This is a genomic window from Paenibacillus sp. FSL R7-0273 (genome assembly GCF_000758625.1).
GTDB lineage: Bacteria > Bacillota > Bacilli > Paenibacillales > Paenibacillaceae > Paenibacillus_AQ.
In genome coordinates this window covers 1,047,905-1,073,079 of the sequence record NZ_CP009283.1, presented here as the reverse complement: position 1 = coordinate 1,073,079, position 25,175 = coordinate 1,047,905, and the positions used below count along the sequence as shown (strand labels likewise).

The window sequence follows — 25,175 nt, the reverse complement described above, 5'->3', positions numbered from 1 at the left end:
AAGCTCTGGTCTAGTTGCCGCTCTCCCTAAACCTTTAATCGGAGCATTAGTTAGTCAAAACAACGGGATTTTTACCGTTACTTCGGCCCTCTCTGCCTACTTTGGGAACATTTAACGGGGTTTTTACCGTTACTTCCGCTCTCCCTGCCTACTTTGGGAACATTTAATGGGATTTTTACCGTTACTTCGTCCGCTCCCACACTTTTGGCTAGAAAGGCGAAGCCGTTTGAAATTTAGATAAACATTACTAACTATTTTGTAACGCTAGGGATAAGGACGGGCCTCGATTGTCAAACTTTATTCTGGACAGTACCCGGCTAGCTGCCTTTAGAAGCCGTCTCAACTCAAAGCATAACCCCTTAAAAGGGGCTGCTCCCTCCAGGCTCGCATCAAGCTTTTTATTTACCAGGGCTAGCTGTTTCTCTATACTGGTGCACGCAAAAAAAGCTGCATCCTCCCCAATGCGGAAGGATACAGCTCTTTACTCTTTGTTACACCAAGCTGCTTAGCACAGCAGGTTATGCTTAGCCTCCAACACGCGCAAGCTCACGCATATTGGCTTCAAAAGCAGCCATCAGGGCAGCCTCGCCGGTCAGGCCGGTCTGCTCAACCTTGCGGATCTGCTCCAGCATCCGCTTGTAATCCTTCGGAATGACGCGGACGAACTTCGGGAGGGAAGCTTCCCAGCTGCCGAGAATCCGGTCTGCCGCAGCACTGCCGGTAAGCTCAGCATGGCGGGAGATCAGCTTGTGCAGCTCGGCTGCTTCGTCAGCCTCCTCAACACGCTCCAGCAGAACCATCTCCAGGTTGCAGCGTTTAATGAAGCTGTTCTCCGGATCATAGACATAGGCGATACCGCCGGACATCCCTGCCGCGAAGTTGCGGCCGGTTGCACCCAGAACGGCTACGCGGCCGCCTGTCATATATTCACAGCCGTGGTCGCCCACGCCTTCAACCACTACGTTCGCGCCGGAGTTGCGGACAGCGAAGCGTTCACCGGCAATCCCGTTGATATACGCTTCACCGCCGGTTGCACCGTAGAGCGCCGTATTTCCGATAATGATGTTGTCTTCGGCAGCAAAGGTAGCTTTAGGAGACGGCTTGATGATCAGCTTGCCTCCGGATAGACCTTTACCTACATAGTCATTGGAGTCGCCTTCGACCGTAATCGTAATCCCCTTAGGAACGAAAGCACCAAGACTCTGTCCGGCAGAGCCGGTGAAGTTCAGGCGGATTGTATCATCCGGCAGTCCGGCAGCACCGTACTTACGGGTAAGCTCACTGCCCAGGATTGTACCCACTGCACGGTTGACGTTAGTAATCGGCAGGGATACCTCTACCGCCTGGCCGGATTCCAGCGCCGGAGCAGCCAGATCGAGCAGCTTCGATACGTCAATCGTTTCTTCCAGGCCATGATTCTGGAACTTGCTGCGGAAGCGTGTGCTTCCCTCCGGAAGCTCCGGAGTGTGCAGCAGGCTGCTCAGGTCAACGCCTTTCTTCTTCCAATGGTCAGAAGCATGAACCGCATCCAGGCAATCCGTACGTCCGACCATCTCTTCGATGGTGCGGAAGCCAAGCTCTGCCATAATTTCGCGCAGATCCTGTGCTACGAAGGTCATAAAGTTAACGACATGCTGCGGATCACCGGTAAAGTTCTTGCGCAGATCCGGGTTCTGGGTGGCAACGCCGACCGGACAGGTATCCATCTGGCAGACGCGCATCATGATACAGCCGACCGCTACGAGCGGCGCGGTCGCGAATCCATATTCCTCCGCTCCCAGCAGCACCGCTACCGCAAGGTCGCGTCCGCTGAGCATCTTACCGTCTGTTTCCAGTACAACACGGTCACGCAGATTGTTCAGCATAAGCGTCTGGTGCGTCTCGGCAAGCCCGAGCTCCCACGGCAGACCGGCATGGCGGATGGAGTTCATCGGGGAAGCCCCGGTACCGCCGTCATAACCGCTGATCAGGATAATATCGGCACGGCCTTTGGCTACGCCTGCGGCAATCGTTCCGACACCAACCTCGGACACCAGCTTCACGTTGATGCTGGCCCGCGGATTAGCGTTCTTCAAATCATAGATCAGCTCTGCCAGATCCTCGATGGAATAGATATCATGATGCGGCGGCGGTGAGATCAGACCTACACCTGCTGTGGAGCCGCGTACTTCCGCTACCCAAGGATACACCTTACGGCCCGGAAGCTGTCCGCCTTCACCCGGCTTTGCTCCCTGTGCCATCTTAATCTGGATCTCATCGGCGTTCACCAGATAATTCGAGGTTACCCCGAAGCGTCCCGATGCCACCTGCTTGATCGCACTGCGGCGGGAATCGCCGTTAGCGTCAGGAATGAAGCGGGCCGGATCTTCCCCGCCCTCACCGGTGTTGCTCTTGCCGCCGATACGGTTCATTGCAATAGCCAGTGTCTCATGGGCTTCCTTACTGATGGAGCCGAACGACATGGCTCCGGTCTTAAAGCGTTTCATAATTGATTCCGCCGGCTCCACTTCATCCAATGGAACCGGCTGGTTCACGGATTTGAATTCCAGCATGGAGCGGATGGTCTGATGCTTCTTGGTCTCACCCTGAACAAGTGCCGCATATTTCTTGTACAGTGCGTAGTCACCGCTGCGTACGGAATGCTGCAGCATGTGGATCGTCTGCGGGTTGAACAGGTGGTCCTCCCCGTCACTGCGCCATTGATAGTCGCCGCCGGAATCCAGCACCTTGTCGTTGCCGTCCTTCTCGGTGAAGGCACGGTTGTGGTGAGACAGTGCTTCAGCCGCCACTTCTTCCAGGCCGATACCGCCGATGCGGGAAGGTGTCCAGGTGAAGTAACGGTCCACAAACTCTGTGCTCAGGCCGACCGCTTCAAAGATCTGTGCTCCGCGGTACGATTGGATTGTGGAGATACCCATCTTGGACAATATTTTAACTACGCTCTTCGTCGCAGCCTTAATGTAATTCTTCACAGCCTTCTCATGCGAGATGCCGCGCAGCAGACCCTGGCCGATCATGTCGTCCAGGCTTTCAAACGCCAGATACGGATTGACTGCACTTACGCCGTAGCCGAGCAGCAGCGCGTAATGGTGTACCTCACGCGGTTCGCCGGATTCCAGCAGGATGCTGACCTTGGTCCGTGATCCGGAGCGGATCAGGTGGTGATGCAGGCTGGATACAGCCAGCAGCGCCGGAATGGCTGCATTCTCACGGTCTACACCGCGGTCAGACAGAATAAGAATATTATGCCCCTTGGCCATTACGCGGTCAGCCGCCTCGTTCATGCGGTCAAGCGCGATGCGCATGCCCTCCGCTCCAAGCTCAGCCGGGAACAGGATCGGGATGGACATCGACTTGAAGCCTGCACGGCGGACGTGGCGGATCTTCGCGAAATCCTCATTGGAGAGGATCGGCGAGTCCAGGGAAATCTGGCGGCAGCTCTCAGGCTCAGGCTTCAAGAGGTTGCGCTCAGGACCGATTGTAGTCGCTGTGGAAGTAACCAGCTCTTCACGGATCGCATCGATCGGCGGGTTGGTTACCTGCGCGAACATTTGTTTAAAGTAGTTGTAGAGACGCTGCGGACGGTCCGAGAGCACGGCCAGCGGCGCATCATAGCCCATAGAGCCGACAGCTTCGGCACCAGTGGAGGCCATTGGCTCCAGCACCTTGCGCAGATCCTCGAAGGTATAGCCGAACGACTGCTGCAGCTGCTGCACATTGTCATGCTTCGGATTCGGCAGCTCAGGCGCTTCCGGAAGCTGATCAAGGCCGATCAGATGCTCTTCGAGCCACTGGCGGTAAGGCTGCTCGGAAGCGATGGAAGCCTTGACTTCCTCGTCGGAGATAATCCGTCCCTGCTTCGTGTCAACCAGCAGCATACGGCCTGGTCTCAGCCGGTCCTTGTATAATACATCCTCTGCCGGAATATCGAGCACTCCCGCCTCAGAGGACAAAATAATCATATCGTCTTTGGTTACATAATAACGCGCAGGACGCAGACCGTTGCGGTCAAGCATTGCGCCGATTTGCACACCGTCAGTAAAGCCCATCGCCGCCGGCCCGTCCCACGGCTCCATCAGTGTGCTGTGGTATTCATAGAAGGCCTTCTTCTCGTCGCTCATGGTCTCATGATTGCTCCAAGGCTCAGGAACCATCATCATGGCCACATGCGGCAGGGAGCGTCCGCTGAGGTACAGGAACTCAAAGGTATTATCGAACATCGCGGTATCCGAACCGTCAGGGTTCACGATCGGCTTGATCTTACCCAGCGATTCCCCGAATACTTCGCTCTTGAACAGGGACTGGCGGGCATGCATCCAGTTCACGTTACCGCGCAGCGTATTAATCTCACCGTTATGGATCATGAAGCGGTACGGGTGGGCACGTTCCCAGCTCGGGAACGTATTGGTGCTGAAACGGGAGTGAACCAGGGCGATTGCCGACTCCAGCTCTTCATTCTGCAGATCCAGGTAGAACTGGCCTACCTGCTCGGTTGTCAGCATGCCTTTGTATACGATCTTACGGCAGGACATGCTTGGCATATAAAAGGATTCAGCCTCTTCAACGCCGCCATAGCGGATTGCGAGCTCTGCACGCTTGCGGATTACAAACAGCTTGCGTTCAAAGGCAAGCTCATCAGCAAGGCCTTCCGAACGGCCGATAAATACCTGGCGTACATATGGCTTGGCAGCCTTAGCGGTTTTGCCCAGCATTTCATCATAGGTGGGAACATCGCGGTATCCCAGCACTACCTGGCCTTCTTCAGCAATAATCTCGCTTAACAGAGCTTCATGGCGGGCGCGGATCTCCTCATTATGAGACAAAAAGATCATACCCACGCCATATTGGCCCTGTTCCGGCAGCTCAAAGCCAAGCTTGCTGGCTTCACCGGCAAAGAAACGGTGCGGAATTTGCAGCATAATGCCTGCTCCGTCACCGGAGTTCGGCTCGCTTCCCTGTCCGCCGCGATGCTCCATATTAAAGAGCATGGTCAAAGCGTTGCTTACGATATCATGGGAAGGCTTACCTTTAATATGGGCGACAAAGCCCATGCCGCATGCATCTTTTTCGAACTGGGGATCATAAAGACCTTGTTTGTTGGGCAGTTCAGTGTGTCTCATCATACGCAACCTTTCTATTCTAAAGTAGACCTTATTTCTCAGGAAAATGTTACATAGAAATTCTTAATATTTATTCAAGCCAGATTGGTTATATAAGTTTATCATCGACCTTACATGAGTGCAATTTAAAGTTTTTTATGAGTTTGATTAACATTTGTTTTTACGGTACAGCTTTACTGAGTGAAAGTGTAAAAAAACCTTATAGTGAATATTTATGCATTAATCATGAATAAGCACTTATACATTGGAAACGCTTCAACAGGGTTTTATTTTCACTATATATCTTTTTTTATGGACTTTTCCGCATATGAAAATACAAAGGACGCCCTCATCAGGGCGTCCTTTGCTAAGTTTGGCCAATTTGCGGCAAATTCGTTATACAGTCAACACTTGTTCACCTTTTACAGTAATTTCATTCTCCTGTTCACGGGTCATGAAGTAGGTAAAGGTAAGTGCCAGGAATACAATTCCATAAATGGCCAGGACTCCCGCATCACTCCACATCATACCGTAATTGCCTGTGGAGATGGCTGCCTTAAATCCGCGGACGCTGTAGGTCATCGGAAGCAGCGGATTGAAGAACTTCATCCAGCCCGGAATCAGCTCCAGCGGGAAGGTTCCTGCACTTGTAGTCAGCTGGAAGATCAGGATCACAATGACTACAAACCGCCCAGGCTGATCCAGCCAGGTTACAATCGCCTGAATCATCCACATAAACGAGATGCTCGTAATAAAGGTAAATGCATAGAACAAGGCTACATTCTGCACTTCAAGGCCCAGCCCGTAGAGTACTATCATCGCCGCCATCAGCGACTGGAGCACACTCATCATCGAGAAGGTCAGCGTGCGGCTGATGAACCGGTTGAACCGGCTTGCGCCGGGAACCTCGGAGCTGCTCATCGGAATGACCAGCGTACAGATCAGCGCGCCTACGAATAGTCCGAGTGACAGGAAGTAAGGGGCGAATCCTGTGCCGTAGTTCGGCACTGCGCTGACCTTTACTTCTTCAATCTGCACCGGCTGTGCGAACATGGCTACCAGCGCATCGCTCTTGTTCACGGTGCTGGTCTGCGTAGCGGCATCCCCAAGCTTGGAGGCCAGCTCGCCGGAGCCGGTCTTCAGCTCATCGAGGCCGTCCTTCAGCTGGCCCGCACCATCGCTAAGCTGCTTCGAGCCGTCGGCCACTGAGCTAAGCCCGCTGCTGAGCTGGCCTGCGCCTGCCAGCAGCTTAGAGGTGCCCGCCTCCAGCGCCTTGCCGCCGTCAGCCAGCTTCGCACCGCCTGCGGCCGCTTCGTCCAGCTTCGCGCCGAACTGCTGCATCCCGGCGGACAGCGTGCCGCCGCCGGTCTCCAGCTTCGCTGCGCCGGCCAGGAGCTGCTGCTGCCCGGCCAGCAGCTGCGTGCTGCCTGCATTCAGCTGCTGCGCACCTTCATGCAGCTGCGTAACCCCCGCGTCCAGCTGCTGCGTTCCCGCCTGCAGCTGGTTCGCGCCCTGCACCAGCTGCCCGTGGCCGCTGTGCAGCGACGTTGCGCCAGCCAGCAGCTGCTGCTGGCTCTGATCGAGCTGCGCTGTGCCTTCGGCTACAGCGGCGCTTGCGGCCAGCAGCTTCTGCACATCTGCGCTTGCAGCAAGCTGCGGGTTCGACTTGGCCAGCTGCTGCAGGCCGTCGGACACCGCCTTGGCAGCGGCGCTTACCTTAGCGCTGCCTTCCTTGGAAGCCTGAAGACCGGCTTCCAGCTTCGCACTGCCTTCACTTGCGTCCGTCAGTCCGGCTGCCAGCTTGGCGCTGCCGTCCACTACGGACTGCGTGCCGGCCTGCAGCTTCGCTGTTCCGTCGACTGCCGACTGCGTGCCGGTCTGAAGAGCCTTGGCTCCGGCCTCGGACTGCTTCAGGCCTGCGCTGAGCTGCTTGCTGCCGTCCGCTGTCTGCGATACGCCGGCCTGCAGCTTTTTATGTGCGGCGGACAATTGCTCAAGTCCGCCTGCCAGGGTGCTGCTGCCGCTCTCCAGCGCCGCTGCTCCGTTATTAAGGGCTGTTACGCCTTCAGTCAGCGGTGCTACTCCCTCTACCAGCTTGCCGGTACCCTCAGTCAGTACAAGCAGATTATCCTTGAGCTTGAGCGCACCGTCATCCAGCTTGGCTGCACCGTCGGCGATTTGGGTCGCCCCGTCTCCGGCATCCCCGAGGCCGTCAGCAATTTCTGTAATCTTGTCGAACACAGAAGTCGTGTACGCTTCTGTAATTTTGGCAGATACCTTGGTCTTGATATCCTTAACAGCGGTTCCGCCGATCTGGCCGGCCAGGAAGTTATAGCCTTCATTCGGCTCGTAAATGATTTTGGCCGGCTGCGGGTCTGCCTCCAGCAGCGTCGTCGCGCTGGCGGAGAAATCCTCAGGAACAATAATCGCCATGTAATACGTATCATCGTCCAGCCCGGCCTCAGCCTCGGCACGGGTTACAAAATCCCACTTGAACCCGTCGGTTTTTTTGAGCTCCTCTACCAGATCACTGCCGGCGGTAAGCCGGGAGCCCTCGTATTCTGCTCCATTATCCTCATTAACAACGGCAACAGGCAGCTCGTTCATTTTACCGTACGGGTCCCAGAAGGCCTTGAGGAACAAACCGCTGTAGAGTACGGGAATGAACAGGACAACGAACATGGGAATCAGCACCTTGGGATTCTTCAGCGCCGCGCCCAGATCCTTAAAAAAGACGGATAAAGATTTCATTCTGGTTCTCTCCTTATAATCATATGCTCTTTTTATAATGCTATAAATGCTATAAATCTCTCTTTATCTCTGCGGGACTGCTAACTTGATAGCCGGATGAAAGTTACAGTAACACCAGATGACCATTTTCCTCATTCGGTCATTTAAGGACAAAAAAAATTTCACTTTCAGCCTGCCGGCTTTTCACAATACAGCACCGTGTTCAGGGACAGCGGACAGCCTGTGCGCCGGCCCCTCATCAGTTCAGCATTTACTGTGCCAGGCCATCCGTTAAAAATAGATGGAAATAATCCTTGATCTGCTCCTTGCTTAAAGGCACATGCACCTTATTCAGCTCAGCAGTCAGCACAATGTAGAGCCTGAACATTACTATCGACACAATCTTGGGGTCACACGGCTTGATCTCTCCTTGCTCTACGGCCTGTTCCACCTCCCGCTCCAAATATTCCAGCACAACGTTCTCAAGCTTGTCGAGCCCGTCACCGGCCTGCGGCGTTCCGAAATCGCGACTTTCCTGGGAAAGCTTGATAAACAGCTCGTGTTCGCTTCGAAATTCAAGCAGTGCATCCAGTACCCTGTGCAGGTTATCAAAAAACGGCTTATCCCGTCTGATCTCCCGCTCGGCGATATGCTTCATCTCGGTAATGACATCACGCAGAATCTCATCAAACAGCTGCTCCTTATTCGTAAAAAAGGTATAAATCGTACCCTTTCCGACATTTGCGATCTTTGCGACCTGATCCATTGTTGTTGCCTTATAGCCGAATAATGAAAAACACTTCGTCGCGGCCTGAAGCACCAGCTGCCTTCGATCTACCACAGCCACCATCGTCCACTCCCTTTCCTGCAAAAAATCGCTGCCACACCACTCTGACCACTTTACTATTCCGGTCATTTGGTCAACACCTACTTTAACACTTTCACATTCGCTTGGCAATACCCGTGCCTCTTCTTTATTTTTATTTATTGCAGTGTTTTAACTTTCCATTTACGTCTTATTTGTATAATGTGAGAGAAGTAGTCTAATTAATTTATAATGGAAGAAGAGCTTTACTAAGAGGTATCTCCTATTCGATCTAAAAAGAGAACCCGCAATTCTACCTAAATGAAGGAAAGTAGCAGGTGAACTTATGCGAAAGAAAAGAGTACTGCTGTTTTCGGAAGGCTTCGGCACGGGCCATACAGGGGCAGCCTATGCTCTGGCCGAGGGAATCAGACTGCTTAGCCCGGACGTCCAGTGCCGGGTCATTGAGCTGGGCAAATTCCTGAATCCTACGGTTGCGCCTTGGATCCTTTCCGCTTACCGAAAGACAGTCAGCAGCCAGCCGAAGCTGGTCGGCATGATGTATAAAACCCAATATCATAAATCACTGAGCCGGCTGACCCGGGCAGCATTGCACCGGGTCTTTTATACACGTGCCAAAAAGGTAATTGAGCAGCTTAAGCCTGATCTCATTATCTGCTCCCATCCGATTCCTGCCGCAGTTATCGCAAGGCTGAAGCAGCAGGGCCTGGATGTACCGCTGTATACATTAATTACAGATTATGATGCGCACGCCAGCTGGGTGAATCCTGAAACTGACCGTTATCTGGTCTCCACCTCCCGCGTCAAATCCGTTCTTACCGGCCGGGGTGTCTCACCCGAGCTGGTTACAGTGACCGGAATTCCGGTACACCCCAAGTTCTGGGAGCGTTCCAATAAGACACTGCTCCGTAAAGAGCTGGGGCTGGCTGATATCCCAACCGTCCTGATTATGGGCGGAGGCTGGGGGCTGATGTTCGGACAGGATGTTATGGATTCACTTACCGCCAGAATGGATCAGATACAGCTGATCTTCTGTATGGGCAGCAACGACAAGCTGGTGGCAAGGATGCGCTCGACACCGCTGCTGAATCATCCCAATGTAAAAATCCTGGGCTACAGCAACGAGATCAACAAGCTTATGGATGTTTCTGACCTGCTTATAACCAAACCGGGCGGAATGACCTGCACGGAAGGCCAGGCCAAAGGAATTCCGATGCTGTTCTACAGTGCGATCCCCGGCCAGGAAGAAAAGAACTGCCAGTATTTCGTAGAGCTCGGTCTTGCCGAGGAGCTTAATTCCCGGGTAGTGGACAAATGGTTCTCCATGCTCCTTCGCGAGTACAAGGGAATCGAGGAGCAGCGCAGACGCCGGCTCGCCCAGGAGCGCCAGCAGACGCATAACTGTGCCTCCGCCGTATTGCAGCTTCTTGGCAAGACTGCAGACGTGACAGCAGAGCTGAGGAGCACGCGGGCCCAGGCCCGGACGGAAGAGGCAGTCTATGTCACCCCCTGAACAGCCAAAAAAACCCTCCATCCTGCCTAACGCAGATATGGGGGGTTTTTTAGTTTGTCTGCAATTTGACTGAAGCTTATTTATAAAAGGTATGATTGCCGATCGTCTTGGCATAGGTGCGCGAATGATGCACAGTCAGATCCTGGGCAAGCTGCAGCGACAGGAAAAAATACGTATCATCCGTAACCTCCTTCACTCCGGAAAGAGCGGCATTGACCGCTTTAATGCTGTCTTCATTAGGTTTTACACGCTTAAGACGCCCGTTAGCAACCGGGCTGAACTGGCTTTTCTGATAAATGACCTCATATATAGTGTCGGGATAATTGGCTGACCGTAGCCGGTTCAGAACAACGTTGGCGACTGCCACCTTGCCCTGGTACGGTTCACCCTCCGCTTCTGCCATTACAATCTTCTGCAGCAGTAGCAGGTCTTCATCGGATACGGCGTAGCTCCAGGTTGCTTCCGCTTGCTGTTCCTGGCTTAGTAGCTTTGTCCGGGAGAAGAACAATTTGAGTGGGGGATTGTGCTGAGATGCCGTGCTTACATTCTTTACGGTCTGATTCCCCTTGGCTGCCGCCTGCTTAAGTGTTGTCTGCACTGCCGGCGGGGCCTTCATCAGAGTGGCTTTGGGCTGCTCAGGCTGCTTCACGGCTGCCTTCGCAAGCTTGAGCTTGTCAGGACCGAACCATCCTGCCTTATGCTTGTCCTGCCAGATATGGCTGAGACCAGCTGCTGATGTATAAAAAACAGGGGTGCTTGCAGCTGTCCTGTTCATCCTCTCTGCGGTAGGCGGCTGCTGCTCCGTCAATGCTGCTGCAGCAGCATAACCGGCTCCACCCAATGTATCCAGTTGCTGTGTATTCTGTCCTTCGGTAATCGCGCCGGGGCTAAACAGGCTTATCGCTGAGAAACACACTAGAATAACGCCAACAAGCAGCGCAATACAGCGGTTTTGTTTGAAAATATCCATTTTTTACCTCCTAATTTACGGCACATTCCTATTGTATGTAACCGAAAATGGAAGCTTTGAAAACTTTCTTGTCGATTTAAGCTTAGAAAAATGTCATTTTTCCGATCATTTCATACATAGGAATGGCATGCATTCTAGTAGCATACACCACAAAAGCATCAATCGTCCAGTCTTTAACCGAACAATTGTTCTCTATATTCTCTGTACGGCTCCTTAGATCACTAAGCAGCCCGCTGCTGAAAGCGCGCTCATCCCGGTATTTCCGGGCAAGTGTAAGATGAGGGGAATAGGTTCTTTTTTCCTCCTTAAACCCCAGCGGTGAAGTTGCAGAAACAATCTTCCGCTGCAGGTTCCGCAGCTGCTCCAGCTCACCGGAAACCCCTGCCCACAGCACTCTGGGTGATTCCGGAGCACCGAAGGTTCCCCATTCACCCAGACGGAGGGTGAAGGGCTCCTGCCCGGCAGAAATTACCTCCAGGGCAGCCAGCAGCTCAGGAATTTTGGCAGCAGGGGTGTCACCCAGAAACTGGAGGGTAATATGATAATCATCAGGATATGTCCATTTGGCGAACTTAAGCCTGGACGACAAGGCGGCAGCTTCCTGTCCCAGCAGTCCTGCCGGCTCTTCAGGCAGCTTTACGGCAATAAACAGACGTTCAGTATCACGGCCAGTCAAGCGGTTTTCCATAGGAATTTCACCTTTCGGGGCAGATTTGTTATCCTTATTGTATACAGGTTCAGCCATTTTTACGAAAATTGCATAACGGGAGGGAACCATCATCACTAAATCCATTGTTTGTTTGCAGCCGCTTACTGCACAGCAGCAGGAGACTATTCTCGCCGCTGCTCTAGGTTATACCCTTACACTCGGAAATGCCAAAAGCCCGGATCTTGACCAGCTTGCCCGCGCGGAAATTATAATCGGCTGGGGCAAGGGCATCAGTGATACTGTCCTGCAGTCCGATTCACCGCTCCGCTGGGTGCAGACCTGGTCTGCAGGCGTAGAGAAGCTGCCGCTCGGGCGGCTGGAGGAGCGCGGCATTCTTCTGACCAACGCCAGCGGCGTCCACGCCGAACCGATTACAGCTGTTATAATCGGGTTCATGCTGATGTTTACCCGCAATCTGCACACGGCGCTACGCAATCAGCTGGAACGTAAATGGCATTCTGACGGTAAAGAAAGCGAGCTGACAGGTAAAACGGTAGTGATTGCCGGTACAGGCTCCATTGGCAGCGAGACCGCACGGATCGCCAAGGCCTTCCGGATGAATACAGTCGGAGTCAGCCGTTCCGGTAAAGCCGTTGACGGATTTGATAAGGTCTATACCACCGCTGAGCTGCGGAAGGCAGCCGAAGCGGCAGACTTCCTGGTCAATACGCTGCCCCTTACCGATGAGACGCAGGGACTATTCAATGCAGATGTATTCAATGCCTGCCCGGAGGGCGCTTATTATATCAACATCGGACGCGGGGCGACCACGGATACTGAAGCTCTTATGGCTGCGCTGAACAGCGGGCAGCTGGCCGGAGCCGGCCTGGATGTCTTTGATCCCGAACCATTGCCGGCCGGGCATCCTCTCTGGGGTATGGAGCAGGTCATTATTACCCCGCACTGCGCCGGTACAACAGACCGTTATGCCGACCGGATCGTGGAGCTCTTTACAGAGAATGTACAAGCCTACCTGAAGGATGGCAAGCCTTCACGCAATCTGGTGGATTACAGCCGCCAGTACTGATACCGTCTGACATTATAACCATAGAATATCATTCAAAAAGGGGTATTCCCGCAGCCATTCTTACTTGGCCGGGAATACCCCTTTATCTCTTGGCCGGTCCCTGCGGTTAGATCCGGAACCGTGTGACTGACTCCTCCAGCTCGACCAGGCGGCTGCGCAGCTCGCCGATACCCGCCGCCACCTCACTGGTTGCCTGCACCTGCTCGTTGGCAGAGGCTGACGTCTCCTCTACTCCCGCTGCCGACTGCTGGGCAAGCGCGGAAATATGCTGGCTGAATTCATTCATTGTCTCACTGGCGCCGGCCATCCGCTCGATATCGCCGCCCATGTTCTCAATCGTTCCGGCCATTACATCCACTGACTGGTTAATCTCAGCCAGGGCGCTGCCCGTCTCCAGAATCTGCCGGCCGCCCTCTTCAGTCTTCAGGACACCTTCCCGCAGCTGCTCCACCATGTCTCTGGAATCAGCCTGGATTCCCTGAGTAATGCTGGTGATTTCGGATACGGTCTGCTGCACATCCTCCGAGAGCTTGCGCACCTCCTGGGCGACAACAGCAAAGCCGCGGCCGCTGTCCCCGGCTCTGGCTGCCTCAATCGCCGCGTTGATTGCCAGCAGATGCGTCTGTTCTGAAATGCTGCGGATCGAGCCAACCAGCCGGAAAATCCCCTGGTTCTTCCGGTTCAGCTCCTCTACTGTATCCATTGACTGGGATACAACCTCGGCGATCTGCCCCATCTGTGCCACCGAGCTTTCCATCAGCGCTCTGCCGCGTTCCCCCCTGGTCCGTACCTGACCGGAATGTTGCATCAGCTCGTTTCCTTTTGCGGCAAAATCACTGATCAGCCTGTTCAGGTCCTCAACCGCCTTGGAGGCTTCCACCGCGGATTCAGCCTGGCTGCCGGCGGCATTGGCCAGCTCCTCCATCGTTACCGCGATCTGGCTGCTCCCTTCCTTGGTACCTGAAACTGTCCGTACCAGCTCCTCGCCCTGCCGGGCAATAATCTCCGAGACATTGCGGATCTGGCTGACGATGGCCAGCAGCGTACGGTTCGTATCATTTACTGTTTTGGCCAGCCGTCCGATTTCATCCTCATTCCGGATCAAGGTTTCCTCTGCGGTCAGATCCCCCTCCGCAATCTGCTGCAGATGAGCGGTTACGGTCTTGATCGGATTAATGATGGTCTTGCGGATTATCATATTAATCAGGCCAATAACAACCAGTACGAGCACAATGATTACGCTATTGACAATAATTGAGGTGTGAAAGGTTTCCTCGGAGTGGCGGCCTTCCTGCTCAGCACCCTCCTGGCTGTATTTTACCAGCGCCTCCAGATCAATCTGCATCGCATTAAAGGCGTCAATCCCTTTTTGTGAAACCTCCAGCGCCAGCTCCTCATCCCCTGCGTCACTGAGCTTAATCGCCTGATTATTAATGGTCATGAATTCCCCCCACTTGTCACTGAGGGCGGACAGCTGCTCCAGTCCCCTCTCACCGGCAAGCGATTCTCTGTAAAGCTTCATTGCTTCAGCCACCGTACGGATGACTTCGACTCTCTGCTCCTCCAGCTTTGCTTTCTCCGCACTGTCTGTATTGAGAATATGCTGCATGCTGAGCGCCATAACATGTTCCGTGTAATAGTTGATATCATGAATCTGATTCAGCGCCGGTATCGATTCTTCAACAATATTCCCCGTGTTTTTCTGCATATTGTACATTTGATAGAGTGAAGTCCCCCCGATCAGCAGTACAAGTACCGCCAAGGCTGCGTAGCCTGATGCGACTTTAGCCCCTACACTTTTTTTTCTGGCCTCCATGACCTTTTTCACAGTACCTTTTGCCTGCTGTAGTACGGAGTCCATGCGGTTCCGCTCTTTTCCCACAAATACGCCTCCTCTGGTCTCCGAAAACTTTCCATGTAATTCCAACCGATTGCTTTCATTTTCATTTTTAGGCACAACGATACACTACTCTCTATATTTCGGCACGGATATCGGATATTTTTAGATCATCCCAACCCTTTCAATTCCCGGATAAATGCTTATTGTCCCGCAAAAAACCGGACTCCAGCAGGGAGTCCGGAACTATATCCGCAGCATCAATCCAGGTCGTAAATGGAGCCAACCTTCAGGCCGTATAGCTCATTATAGATTTTCTCGGCAAATGCGTCCGTCATCCCGGCGATATAGTCGATCACCATATGCTCCCAGGTCCAGATCGGCTTCGCCTGCCGCTGGTCCTTCTCGAAGCGCTGCAGCCAGTCGCTCGGAATAATGGCCTTGGAGGTCTCCGGCTCATTGAACGCCCCCCACAGCCGGCGGAGAATCCATTCACTGCGCTTTTGCAGGCGCTGCACACGCAGGTCGCGGATCATCGTAACCCAGGCAAAGCTTTTGAGCACGCTGACCGTTCTCAGCATGTCCTCATCCTCAGCGCCTTCCTTAATGAAGGTTACCTTCTTCCAATCCCCGTCTGCGATAACCCCCAGGCTGGCTACAAACGTGCTGACCCAGTAAGCCTTCACTTCGCGGCGGGTGCGGGAGTAATCATTCTCGCAGGTGGGCATCTTCTCCATCCAGACCCGCAGGAATTCGCTCAGCACGGCTTCCACCTTAATATGGATGGCCTCAGGCTGCCAGCCCTTCCAGAAGGCATCCTCCAGCGTCGTAATTTTCTCCACAATCAGCCGCTGAATATAGGCATCATGCATGAAATGCTCATGGACCTCGATTTTGCCCGCCTTGATTCCGTCCTCCAGATCATGCGCAGAATAGGCGATATCGTCGCACAGGTCCATCAGCTGGGCCTCGAGTGTCTTTTTGCCGTCCGGGATTCCCCAGTCCTTGCGGATCTCGGAGATATAATTCCATTCGGACAGATACATACCCTTCTTCAGCACCGTGCCGGGAAAAGGATACTTGTTGATCCCAAGCAGAACGGCATCGGACAGGTTCAGCCCGTCAATATTTTCGCGCTTCTCCAGGAACATGATCAGCCGGAAGTTATGCGCATTGCCTTCAAAATGCTCATACTGCCGTTTCATATTCCCTTCAATCGTCTGCTTCTGCACCGGACCGGCGCCTGATTTCAGCGCTTCCTCGGCTGTTTTTTTGGCGATGAGCTGTTCAAGGATATTGTCCAGCACCTCTTCGCCTTTATGCCCGAACGGCGGATGGCCGAAATCATGGGCGATGGCCGCGCATTCCACCACTTCAGGATCAATGACAAGCCCGGGGTTGTCCGCCTGGCCGGTCTCAATCCCGGGATAAGAGCGCAGGAGGCTTTTGGCTGCTTCCCGGGCAATCTGCGCCACCTCCAGCGAGTGGGTCAGACGAGTCCGGTAATAATCACCCGTGCCCGCGCCGAATACCTGGGACTTGCCCTGCAGCCGGCGGAAGGTCGGTGAATGAATCAGGCGCGAGTAGTCACGCTCATAGGCTGCTCTCGATGTTTCCAGGCGGGTAACCTCCGGATATTGCCGGTGCTCTCTTTTCTCGATTAGTGTCATATCCGCTGCCCCTATCCATGTTCTGTATTTAGTAATTCATTATAAGTCATTTCCGGCAGAACTTTCACTCTAAAAGTGAATATTTCAGCACCAGGCCGGAGCATGCTAAGGTCAAAATAGCCCGCTCCACGAATGCGGGTCCGGTATGGAGTGAAACTGACAACCCATGAATAGCATCCGCCGACTTTCTGCTGTACTGCTAATCCCGCTTTTGCTGCTGATCAGCTGCCGGGGCCATGCACATGCATTTGCCGATATTAAAAACCGCCAGTATCACGAGCAGCGGGGCGATATGATCTGGGAAGTGCCCATCAGCCAGAAGGTAATAGCCTTTACCTTTGATGACGGCCCTGACCCGACAGAGACTGCCCAGATCCTTGATGTTCTGCACGAATACAACGCGAAGAGCACCTTTTTTGCAATCGGCAAAAAAATCGCCGCCTATCCTGAAATAGCCGGCCGGGTCATCTCGGAAGGCCATGAGCTGGCCAACCACACGTATAACCATGTGTACTTTAAACGGCCTACTTCTGTTGATCAGGTAATGAAGGAGCTGAAGCAGACCGAGGACGAGATTGTAAAGGTAACCGGCAGGCACAGCAGCCTCTTCCGGCCGCCAGGCGGGATGTATGATGAGACGCTGGTCAAGGTCTCGAACCTCATGGGCCTGAAGCCGGTCCTGTGGTCCTGGCATCAGGACACGCGTGACTGGAACCGCCCGGGCGTATGGAGCATTTCCAGCAAAGTGATCAAGAACGCCCGCAGCGGGGATATTGTGCTTTTCCATGATTATGTGCACGGACAGTCCCAGACCCATGAAGCCCTGCAGATTATTCTGCCTGCCCTGGAGAAGCAGGGGTACCGCTTCGTTACCGTTTCCGAGCTGATCCGGCTGTCGGCCTCCGAGAAGGCGGCAGAGGGCAGGCAGCTGGCCTACTGACAGCAAGTCCAGTCTGCCGTTATTCATTGCGTACGCTCTCAAAATAAGGTAGGCTTGATCTATCTTTTAGACTTAATGAGCGCTGCCGCAGTGCACCTCCAGGAGGCTTTAGCTTATGTCCGAGAATACTTCCTATACAACCGAGGAAATAGCCCGGCTGTTGAAAATATCCAAATTAAAGGTTTATGATCTGATCAAAAAAGGCGAGCTGCCTTCCTACCGGGTAGGCAAGCAGATGCGGGTGGACCACTCCGATCTGGAAGCATATAAGCAGCATTCACGCAGCAGCGGTGCAGCTGCAGCTCCGCAAAGCGCAGCTCCCGTTCCTCTGCAGACGGGTACGCCGTTTGTTCTGCCGCCGGCCACCTTCTCGCCTCCGCTTCATCTCGGCCAGCCTGGAACAGGACCGGCGAAGACTGCCGTAACGAACATTGTGATTACCGGACAGGATATGTCCCTTGATATTCTGGCAACCCATCTGGAGCGCAGCCTGCCCTCTTCACGGCCGCTCCGCTCCTATGCCGGCAGCCTCGACAGCCTGATCGCCATGTATCACGGCGAATCTGATATTGTCAGCACCCATCTGCTGGACGGTGACACAGGAGAGTATAACCTTCCCTACATCCGTAAGCTGATGGTCGGCTTCTCCTATCTCGTCGTGCACATGCTGACCCGCAGCGCCGGCTTCTATGTACAGCAGGGCAATCCGCGGAGTATCCGGAGCTGGCAGGATTTGCAGCAGCCGGGCCTGAAGCTGATTAACCGTGAGCGCGGCTCCGGCGTACGGGTGCTGCTGGACGAGCAGCTGCGGCTGCACGGAATTCCTGCAGCCGGGCTCAGCGGATATGGGACCGAGGAGAACAGCCATCTGGCTGTAGCCGGCCGCGTAGCACGCGGGGAAGCCGATGTGGGCATAGGCATCGAAAAGGCCGCCAAAATTATTGACGGCCTGGAATTCATCCCGCTGATTAAGGAGCGTTATGACCTGGTAATGCTCAAGAAGCCGGAGAATGAACAATGGATCAGCGCGGTTCTTGATATTCTGCGCTCTCCGGCCTTCAAAAATGAGCTTAATTCGATTCACAGCTATGATCTTACAGGCACAGGCGACATTATATACGAGACCTGAACCTTGGCTGCACAGACAAAACTCCGGCTCTTCCTGAATGAACAGGCGAAGCCGGAGTTTTTAGTCTGCAGCTGTACGCTTCCGCCGTTCAGGAACGGCGGTTCACAAACATCAGCATAAGCGCAGAAATAATAATAATGGAACAGACCCACATCCAGGCAAGCGTCATATTGCCGCCGTCAACGGCAACATAAATAGCCGTCGGCACAGTCTGGGTCCGCCCCGGTATATTTCCGGCCACCATAATAGTAGCCCCGAACTCCCCAAGCCCCCGGGCAAAGCCCAGCACGAACCCGGCAGACAGCGCACGGCCCGCCAGCGGCAGGGTCACATAGCGCAGCACCTGCAGCTCGCTGGCCCCCTGGGCACGTGCAGCATCCTCAATATCCTTATCCACTTCCTCAAAGCCGGCCTTGACTGTCCGGTAGACCAGCGGAAATGCAACCACTACCGCAGCTATAACCGCTGCTCCCCATGTAAACAGTATAGTCTGCTCCGTAAGCCGCTCGTACAGCTCACCGATCCAGCTCCTGCGCCCCAGAATGACCAGAAGCACAAAGCCGACTACCGTCGGCGGCAGGACAAGCGGCAGCATCAATACAGTCTCCAGCAGACTGTAGCCGGGAAATTTCCGGCCTGCCATCAGCTTAGCCGCCCAGGAAGCCAGAATAAATACAATAATGCTGGTAATGACAGCAATTTTGACGGAAAGCCAGACAGGGGCGAAAAATTCAGTCCAGTTAATCTCCACCCGCTTCCACCCCGCTTATCTTCATTCGGTATTAGTTAGCCAGCGAGAAGCCGTAGCTTGTAAAGACGCTGCCCGCTGTCTTTGTCTGAACATAATTATAGAAGGCCTTCGCTTCTGCCTGATGATCAGATTCCTTAACAATGCCTACAGGGTAGTTGATGGCCTTATGTACATGTCCGCCTACAGTAAGCGCGATCTTCACCTTCTTAGAGGTCAGGGCATCTGTCTTATATACGAAGCCTGCATCAGCATTACCTGTCTCTACATAGGAAAGGACCTGGCGGACATCCTTGGCAAAGACCAGCTTGCTTTGCAGTGTATCCCATACCTTCTTGGCCGTCAATGACTGCTGGGCGTACTGGCCGGCAGGTACGGACTCGGGCTGGCCGACGGCTACCTTCTTAAAGGCTTTATCAGTAAGCTGTGTAATAGTTGTAATTTTCGTCTGCGAGTTAGAAGGAACAACCAGTACGAGCTGGTTCATTAAAAGCTGCTTATTCTCCGAGATAAGCCCGCCGTCAACCAGTGCCTTCATCTGCTTATCTCCGGCAGAGAAGAACAGGTCGGCCGGTGCCCCTTGTTCAATCTGCTTCTGCAGCGTGCCGGAAGCTCCATAGTTGAACACAAGGTCAATGTCAGGGTGCTGCTTCTCATACTGAACTGCGATTTTGTCCAGGCTGTCCTGCAGGCTGGCTGCTGCGGATACGATTATTTCTGTCTTCTTGACTGCTGCCTCGGCCTGGCTGCCCGCTGCAGCCGATACCCCTGTTGCCAGCAATACAGACATCATCACTGCCGCTAATTTCCTGAATTTGAGCATGCCCAATTCCTCCCCGAATTACATCTAATATATTTTGATGTAATTCTAGCATATACTATTCCACTTTACTATATGTTTAGTTATGTTTGTTTATATTTAGACATAAATAGTATATGTATTGAAATTGAACAAAGGTCAAATGCCCCCAGTGAAGCTCTGGAATGTGTATACCCGGCTTAAAAATCCAAGACAGGACAGGGTTATTCCTGCCCGTTCCGGATTATCTGTAGAGAACCAGCCATTGCTCCATATGATATCTGAGCACATCCCTGTAATAATACGGCTCCAGAATCTCCGCCTCCTCTTCAAACCTCATCAGCCAGCGGACAAAAGCGATATCCTCCTCAATAGCCACCTTAAAATGCATGCAGCCGTTCTGCCTGTCCACCCTGCTCGGCTTCACCAGAAGCTCTTCATACTTCAGCCGCTCCATCATCCTGTCCGAGAACCGTATTCTGAATTCAACCTGCACACTGTCCTGATTCAGGCTCCATTTCTGGGACATGAAGGCCTGCAGGTCAAAGCGTTCCTTGGAAAACCAGTTATCGAGCAGATTCACCTTGGAGAAGCCGTTAATGTGAAAAGCGCGGATTCTCCCGAACCGGTGGCAGGCACCGATCAGATACATCCGGCTCTCCAGCGGAACTAAGCAGTAGGGATCAATCCTTATCCCCTGCTCCTCCCTCCCGTTCTCCATGTAGTCTGCCTGCACGCTCCGCTGCTTCATCACAGCAGATAATATTTCTGTAAGAAAAGCCGGCTGCTCCAGCTGCACCCTATTCCAGTCCGTCCCGGGCTGCCTGGATTCCTTTTTTGTACTTTCCATCGTTTCTTCCCTTTCCGCATTTCGCTTATATTGTGCAGCCATTATTTTTTCATAGGCCGTTTCAAATTCCGTCGGCAGCAAAGGCTTGATGTCCTTCATAACTTTGCGCAGCTGTGAAAAGGCGGCCGCCTCAGCATCTGTCAGATCCAAAGGGTACAATGCAAAATTACCGATAAAAGCGTATCCCTTCCCATGCCCCAAGTGGGTGATCGGGATGTGCATGGCGCTGAGCGCATCCATATCCCGATAGATCGTTCTTTCGCTGTTACCGCAGCGTTCTGCCAGCTCACGCGCCAGAATCCCAGGTTTGGCCTGCACTAACGTGATGATGCGCATCAGCCGGATTAATCGGTCTGTCATTTTTCAGTTCCCCTTGATATATGGTAAAATAGACCCATTATTTTATATAAATTAGTTATATTTATCCATGAATGAGAATCTAATAACCGAGTCACAAAAAGATAATAGAACTATTTTACTACATTACCACATTTATATAATGCATAATCTGTGAAGCAGCCTTTAACGACGGGTTCTCCATTATGTATGTATCGCAATTTTTTCCCGCTCACAGCCCTGATGCTTCGTTATCCCCATTAACGCCATCAGCAGCAGGCTATGCCTCAAGCCGCTTATACAGCACTTCCGCTTCCTTCACAAGCTGCATATCACCTGAGCGTGCTGCCAGCAGCAGCAGCTTATCCGCCTGTCTGCGGATTCTCTCCGCCAGCACCGGATCATTGCTGCGATTGTGGAACGATGATGCCTCCTCCAGCACCCTAATCATCTTCAGCAGCTCCAGATGCTTCTCGACATGGAAGCTGCCTTCCATAGCCAGCACATCGGTATGATGCGAATACTCCAGTCCCAGCTTTTGCAGCGGCAGCTCCCTGATCCGTTCCACCGGCGGCTGCTTGTACTGCCATTGCAGCCAGAGCGCCTCGTGGATTCCGGCAGGCATGCCCTTCGTTTCGAACTCCAGACAGATAAATTTGCGGGCACCGGAGTGGATTTTGCCCAGCCTGAGCAGCAGCGATCTTCCTTCACCGGCTTCAGCGGTACAGCCATGGGCTCCGATAAAGGTTAAATGAGACTCCAGCCAGATGCGAAGCTCGATTTCCCGTGCTACCACCTTACGGCTTTTTTTGCGCGCCTCCTCTCCCTGGGACAGGCCTTTCCATTCCACAAGCAATATTAAATTCCGGGAATTCCCGGCAAAAATCCGGCTTCGGCTCCATGTAAATATGGGCTGGATACTTGCTTGCATATTTCCACCTCTTTCTTTTTTTGGTTCTTCTATTAATGTACCAATAATGGCGGACAACTCCTTGTCATGGAATATATGTTCGCCTCTATATTATCGACAAAAAAAGAGCCACTCTACTTAAAAGCAGATTGCCTCTTTATGAAAACATGCCCTTTTGTCTAAAAATGACGAAATTCCTCTGCCCCCTCACCGGCTTTTCCTGTAGCTGCGCATCCCCTCGCTCCTGAAAAAATAGCCAAGCGACCATTTTGCACAGAATAATGAAAAAAGAACAAAGAACGCGGCCCAGAAAACTGCCGGCAAAAACGTCAGTCCCGCCAGATTTGCAGCATCCCCGGCTCTTGAAGGGGACAGCAGCGAAGCGGAGAACAGGAATAGCGTTCCCAGCACCGACTCTTCCAGTGTCAGGAAGGCCAAAAACAGATAATAGTATTTGCCTGCCTTGGGCCAGAGGTACAGCATAGCAAGATTGAGGGCAATGAACCCGCCCAGCCAGAGCATGCCGAAGCCGCCCCTGACATACAGCGCAAGCATAATCAGTGCGACCAGCGAGGATAACAGCAGCCCCCACCGTTCACGCCCTCTGGCATACAGATAAAACAGCAGCAGGGCAAAAAGCGAAGCGAGCGGATACCCTGACAGCGATACCAGCACCGGCCTCCAGCCTGCTTCCACCGCCGAATAGGTTACACCGCTATGGTCAGCGTACAGCTCAATCCTCAGCACTTTTCCTGAGAGCAGCAGGGTAACCAGCGCATGCCCGAATTCATGAAACATGGTGTCCAGATTACGGAACACCGATGAGAACGGAATCAGACGTGTCAAAAGCGCAGAGCCTGCGAGAAACAGCAATGTTTTCAGCCATTTATTCATACGATCAGCCCCTCCCCGTTCACAGTATACGTTAATTATCCGCTGCATGGAAAGCCAAAATGAAACCAGCCCCGCTCCATTACGGTATTACTCTTTGGTTACGTCCGGCAGCGCAGGGGTAAAAATGCTTAAACCGCTATGTTCCTATATAATAGTGCAGCATTTGCCCTATTATTACGCCAAATGCTGCCACACTTCGATCAAAAGTGCCTATATATCCCTCTCTATGCTAAACTATTAGCAGTACGAACCTATTACAGGTGGTGAATGATATGAACAGCAAAACACGGCTCACCCGAGCATGGAAAAAACTGTCGTTATCGGCTCTGCTGCTGCTCGGTATTTCCGTCTACCTGCCGGCTCAAACCGCAAAGGCCAATTATTTCAGTGATTTATATAATGGATTGCAGAATTTTTCAGAGCTGCCCGGCGAAGTGAACAGGCTGCAGCAGAATTATCAGGATACGGTTGAAGAGCTGCAGCAGACTAAGGATCAGCTGGGGCAGACTGTTGACGCATTGGGGGAAACACAGACCCAGCTGGGCCAGACCCTGGAGCAGATGCAGACCTATCAGGCCCAGAATGAAGCGCTGCAGGAGCAGAACCGCCAGCTTAGCCTGGTTGTGGATGAGCTAAAAAATGACCGCACCGAGCGCGAAAATTATTATAACCGGATTAAGGTTACGTTTATTACCGGAATCGCCCTTGTTCTCGGCTACTTTGTAATCATCCGGCTGCTGCGCTTTACAATGCGCCACCGCTCCAGAAAAGGGGACAGCCTGCGTGACCGGCTGCGCTGAAGCTGCACGGCAATAGCATTTAAAATAGGAAGGAGTATGCATGATGAACATCGACATCCAGGATGAAGGCGACAGCGGCAGCGGACAAGCCGTCGCTTTTACAGTCGGGGAGAATGAAGAAATCCATGTCCTGCATCCCCAGCAGATTATCGCCTATCAGGGCCCTTCTTCCGGACGGGCAGACCGGCTGATGGATGTCAAGGGGATGTACCGCAAGCGCAAGCTGATCCGTTCGGACCTGTCCGGGCCCTGCAGATTCGTTGCGGCCCTGCCGCCGGGCTACCGGGTAAAAACCTTGCAGCTCGAGGGCAAAAGTGACCTGCTCTATGATTTCAGGCATCTGTTCTTTTACAGCAACGGAATTTCGATGCAGACCCGGGTGCTGAGCATGAAGAACATGCTGGTAACCCGTGATGTAGTAAAGGTGAAATTTGCCGGCCACGGCAGCATCGGCATTCTTACCGAAGGAACAGTCTGTGAGGCAGAGCTTCACCCCACTGAGCCGCTATATGTGGATGCAGGCAGTATTATTGCCTATCCTGAGAACGCCAGGCTTGAGCTGACCGTCTACGGAAACCATCTGGCCAGCCAGCACATGAGCTACCACTGGAAAATGACCGGCCACGGGCCGGTGCTGTTCCAGGCAGGACGCCAGAGCCGCCGCTTTGAACGTGAGAATGACGAGGACGGCATCATCAAGCGCTTTTTGCGCGAGGCGCTGCCGTTCGGCGGCGTATTCATTAAATAAGCTGTATACCAAAAGTGCCCGTGCGGTTATCGCACGGGCACTTTAACGCTCCAGCAGCCTGCACAGGGGCAAGGCAGCATCAGCTATTTTTCATCAGGCTGTTATTATTAAGCCAGATAGGCATTCAGCATCCAGGCGTTCTTCTCAACGCTGGTTCTGATTCCGATCAGAAGATCAGCTGTCGGCTGGTCGCTAAGCTCCTCCGCTGCGGAAATTGCACTCTTAAGCTCCTCGGATACCTGTGCAAAGTCCTTAATCAGCTGGGCCACCATATCCTTCGCGCTCTCACCGCCGGCTGCTTCCTTCAGCTCGGAGAGGGCCAGGTATTGGGTCATTGAAGAGGCCGGCTTACCGCCGATAGCGAGCAGACGTTCAGCCAGATCATCCACATAGGTAGCAGCCTCAGTATAGAGCTCTTCAAATTTGGCATGCAGGGTGAAAAACTGTGCTCCGCTCACATACCAGTGATAATGATGCAGCTTCACTCCAAGCAGTGTCCAGTTTGCAGTCTGGCGGTTCAATGCGGCGTGCAGTTCGGTCTGGTTATTGACATGGGTACTCATTCTAAACAGCCTCCTATAGTTTAATTATTTGTTATTGTATTTAGACTCGTTCTAAATCTATATACAATATAACACAA

The 25,175-nt window shown here is 53.1% G+C and carries 19 protein-coding genes; 6 read left to right on the top strand and 13 right to left on the bottom strand.

Annotated features, from left to right (window positions below; translation table 11 throughout):
- Window positions 1-524: 524 nt before the first annotated feature.
- The 3 genes from gltB to R70723_RS04590 all read right to left on the bottom strand — a co-directional run bounded on the left by gltB (window position 525) and on the right by R70723_RS04590 (window position 8,676).
- Window positions 525-5,120 (bottom strand): glutamate synthase large subunit, encoded by a 4,596-nt coding sequence (gene gltB / locus R70723_RS04600; protein WP_039878247.1) that lies wholly within the window; start codon window positions 5,118-5,120, stop codon window positions 525-527.
- A gap of 375 nt (window positions 5,121-5,495) precedes the next feature.
- Window positions 5,496-7,850 carry a YhgE/Pip domain-containing protein gene (locus R70723_RS04595; RefSeq protein ID WP_039870154.1) on the bottom strand — a complete coding sequence of 785 codons (2,355 nt, stop codon included), beginning with the start codon at window positions 7,848-7,850 and terminating at the stop codon, window positions 5,496-5,498.
- 250 nt (window positions 7,851-8,100) lie between these two features.
- Window positions 8,101-8,676 (bottom strand): TetR/AcrR family transcriptional regulator, encoded by a 576-nt coding sequence (locus R70723_RS04590; protein WP_144027141.1) that lies wholly within the window; start codon window positions 8,674-8,676, stop codon window positions 8,101-8,103.
- A 304-nt stretch (window positions 8,677-8,980) separates the two neighbouring features.
- Here R70723_RS04590 and R70723_RS04585 point away from each other — a divergent pair, with 304 nt between their 5' ends.
- Entirely contained in the window at window positions 8,981-10,168 is a 1,188-nt protein-coding gene (locus R70723_RS04585) for a UDP-N-acetylglucosamine--LPS N-acetylglucosamine transferase (protein ID WP_039870151.1), read from the top strand.
- A 76-nt stretch (window positions 10,169-10,244) separates the two neighbouring features.
- On the opposite strand, the gene R70723_RS04580 is transcribed toward R70723_RS04585, so the two are convergent.
- Both R70723_RS04580 and thpR read right to left on the bottom strand, forming a co-directional pair.
- Window positions 10,245-11,138: a cell wall hydrolase gene (locus R70723_RS04580; RefSeq protein WP_039870150.1), complete on the bottom strand. Its 894-nt coding sequence runs from the start codon at window positions 11,136-11,138 to the stop codon at window positions 10,245-10,247.
- Between the two features lie 82 nt (window positions 11,139-11,220).
- A complete protein-coding gene (gene thpR / locus R70723_RS04575; RefSeq protein ID WP_039878245.1) occupies window positions 11,221-11,826 on the bottom strand; it encodes an RNA 2',3'-cyclic phosphodiesterase in 606 nt (201 codons plus the stop codon).
- 112 nt (window positions 11,827-11,938) lie between these two features.
- On the opposite strand from thpR, the gene R70723_RS04570 reads away from it, so the two are divergent.
- A complete protein-coding gene (locus tag R70723_RS04570) occupies window positions 11,939-12,874 on the top strand; it encodes a D-2-hydroxyacid dehydrogenase (RefSeq protein ID WP_231574822.1) in 936 nt (311 codons plus the stop codon).
- A gap of 106 nt (window positions 12,875-12,980) precedes the next feature.
- On the opposite strand, the gene R70723_RS04565 is transcribed toward R70723_RS04570, so the two are convergent.
- Together R70723_RS04565 and R70723_RS04560 are read right to left on the bottom strand one after the other, a co-directional pair.
- Window positions 12,981-14,756, bottom strand: coding sequence for a methyl-accepting chemotaxis protein (locus tag R70723_RS04565; protein ID WP_039870148.1), 1,776 nt, complete (start codon window positions 14,754-14,756; stop codon window positions 12,981-12,983).
- Between the two features lie 215 nt (window positions 14,757-14,971).
- Window positions 14,972-16,381: a deoxyguanosinetriphosphate triphosphohydrolase family protein gene (locus R70723_RS04560; protein ID WP_039870147.1), complete on the bottom strand. Its 1,410-nt coding sequence runs from the start codon at window positions 16,379-16,381 to the stop codon at window positions 14,972-14,974.
- A 166-nt stretch (window positions 16,382-16,547) separates the two neighbouring features.
- Here R70723_RS04560 and R70723_RS04555 point away from each other — a divergent pair, with 166 nt between their 5' ends.
- The gene (locus R70723_RS04555; protein WP_039870146.1) at window positions 16,548-17,321 is read left to right on the top strand and encodes a polysaccharide deacetylase family protein; all 774 of its coding nucleotides are present in this window, start codon (window positions 16,548-16,550) and stop codon (window positions 17,319-17,321) included.
- Between the two features lie 115 nt (window positions 17,322-17,436).
- Window positions 17,437-18,450 carry a helix-turn-helix transcriptional regulator gene (locus tag R70723_RS04550; protein ID WP_039870143.1) on the top strand — a complete coding sequence of 338 codons (1,014 nt, stop codon included), beginning with the start codon at window positions 17,437-17,439 and terminating at the stop codon, window positions 18,448-18,450.
- 88 nt (window positions 18,451-18,538) lie between these two features.
- Here the strand turns inward: R70723_RS04550 and modB are convergent, their stop codons facing one another.
- From modB to R70723_RS04525, 5 genes are all read right to left on the bottom strand, one after another.
- Entirely contained in the window at window positions 18,539-19,195 is a 657-nt protein-coding gene (modB, locus tag R70723_RS04545; RefSeq protein ID WP_179088081.1) for a molybdate ABC transporter permease subunit, read from the bottom strand.
- Between the two features lie 37 nt (window positions 19,196-19,232).
- On the bottom strand, window positions 19,233-20,021 hold the full coding sequence (gene modA / locus R70723_RS04540) for a molybdate ABC transporter substrate-binding protein (RefSeq protein ID WP_039870141.1): 789 nt from the start codon (window positions 20,019-20,021) through the stop codon (window positions 19,233-19,235).
- 220 nt (window positions 20,022-20,241) lie between these two features.
- Window positions 20,242-21,207 (bottom strand): helix-turn-helix transcriptional regulator, encoded by a 966-nt coding sequence (locus R70723_RS04535; protein WP_039870139.1) that lies wholly within the window; start codon window positions 21,205-21,207, stop codon window positions 20,242-20,244.
- Window positions 21,208-21,463: 256 nt separating this feature from the next.
- Window positions 21,464-22,114: a hypothetical protein gene (locus tag R70723_RS04530; protein ID WP_039870137.1), complete on the bottom strand. Its 651-nt coding sequence runs from the start codon at window positions 22,112-22,114 to the stop codon at window positions 21,464-21,466.
- Between the two features lie 186 nt (window positions 22,115-22,300).
- A complete protein-coding gene (locus R70723_RS04525) occupies window positions 22,301-22,987 on the bottom strand; it encodes a M50 family metallopeptidase (RefSeq protein WP_039870136.1) in 687 nt (228 codons plus the stop codon).
- 272 nt (window positions 22,988-23,259) lie between these two features.
- Between R70723_RS04525 and R70723_RS04520 the strand changes: the two genes are divergently transcribed.
- Window positions 23,260-23,787 carry a coiled-coil domain-containing protein gene (locus R70723_RS04520; protein ID WP_039870134.1) on the top strand — a complete coding sequence of 176 codons (528 nt, stop codon included), beginning with the start codon at window positions 23,260-23,262 and terminating at the stop codon, window positions 23,785-23,787.
- Between the two features lie 43 nt (window positions 23,788-23,830).
- Window positions 23,831-24,535: an AIM24 family protein gene (locus tag R70723_RS04515; RefSeq protein ID WP_039870132.1), complete on the top strand. Its 705-nt coding sequence runs from the start codon at window positions 23,831-23,833 to the stop codon at window positions 24,533-24,535.
- 107 nt (window positions 24,536-24,642) lie between these two features.
- On the opposite strand, the gene R70723_RS04510 is transcribed toward R70723_RS04515, so the two are convergent.
- Window positions 24,643-25,098, bottom strand: coding sequence for a Dps family protein (locus tag R70723_RS04510; RefSeq protein WP_039870131.1), 456 nt, complete (start codon window positions 25,096-25,098; stop codon window positions 24,643-24,645).
- Window positions 25,099-25,175 lie beyond the last annotated feature (77 nt).

What these genes read in the sequence shown, in the direction of transcription:
- gltB (WP_039878247.1), bottom strand. Translation starts at nt 5,120, where the DNA reads ATGAGACACACTGAACTGCCCAACAAACAAGGTCTTTATGATCCCCAG.
- R70723_RS04595 (WP_039870154.1), bottom strand. Translation starts at nt 7,850, where the DNA reads ATGAAATCTTTATCCGTCTTTTTTAAGGATCTGGGCGCGGCGCTGAAG.
- R70723_RS04585 (WP_039870151.1), top strand. Translation starts at nt 8,981, where the DNA reads ATGCGAAAGAAAAGAGTACTGCTGTTTTCGGAAGGCTTCGGCACGGGC.
- R70723_RS04580 (WP_039870150.1), bottom strand. Translation starts at nt 11,138, where the DNA reads ATGGATATTTTCAAACAAAACCGCTGTATTGCGCTGCTTGTTGGCGTT.
- thpR (WP_039878245.1), bottom strand. Translation starts at nt 11,826, where the DNA reads ATGGAAAACCGCTTGACTGGCCGTGATACTGAACGTCTGTTTATTGCC.
- R70723_RS04560 (WP_039870147.1), bottom strand. Translation starts at nt 16,381, where the DNA reads ATGACACTAATCGAGAAAAGAGAGCACCGGCAATATCCGGAGGTTACC.
- R70723_RS04555 (WP_039870146.1), top strand. Translation starts at nt 16,548, where the DNA reads ATGAATAGCATCCGCCGACTTTCTGCTGTACTGCTAATCCCGCTTTTG.
- R70723_RS04550 (WP_039870143.1), top strand. Translation starts at nt 17,437, where the DNA reads ATGTCCGAGAATACTTCCTATACAACCGAGGAAATAGCCCGGCTGTTG.
- modA (WP_039870141.1), bottom strand. Translation starts at nt 20,021, where the DNA reads ATGCTCAAATTCAGGAAATTAGCGGCAGTGATGATGTCTGTATTGCTG.
- R70723_RS04535 (WP_039870139.1), bottom strand. Translation starts at nt 21,207, where the DNA reads ATGACAGACCGATTAATCCGGCTGATGCGCATCATCACGTTAGTGCAG.
- R70723_RS04530 (WP_039870137.1), bottom strand. Translation starts at nt 22,114, where the DNA reads ATGCAAGCAAGTATCCAGCCCATATTTACATGGAGCCGAAGCCGGATT.
- R70723_RS04525 (WP_039870136.1), bottom strand. Translation starts at nt 22,987, where the DNA reads ATGAATAAATGGCTGAAAACATTGCTGTTTCTCGCAGGCTCTGCGCTT.
- R70723_RS04520 (WP_039870134.1), top strand. Translation starts at nt 23,260, where the DNA reads ATGAACAGCAAAACACGGCTCACCCGAGCATGGAAAAAACTGTCGTTA.
- R70723_RS04515 (WP_039870132.1), top strand. Translation starts at nt 23,831, where the DNA reads ATGAACATCGACATCCAGGATGAAGGCGACAGCGGCAGCGGACAAGCC.
- R70723_RS04510 (WP_039870131.1), bottom strand. Translation starts at nt 25,098, where the DNA reads ATGAGTACCCATGTCAATAACCAGACCGAACTGCACGCCGCATTGAAC.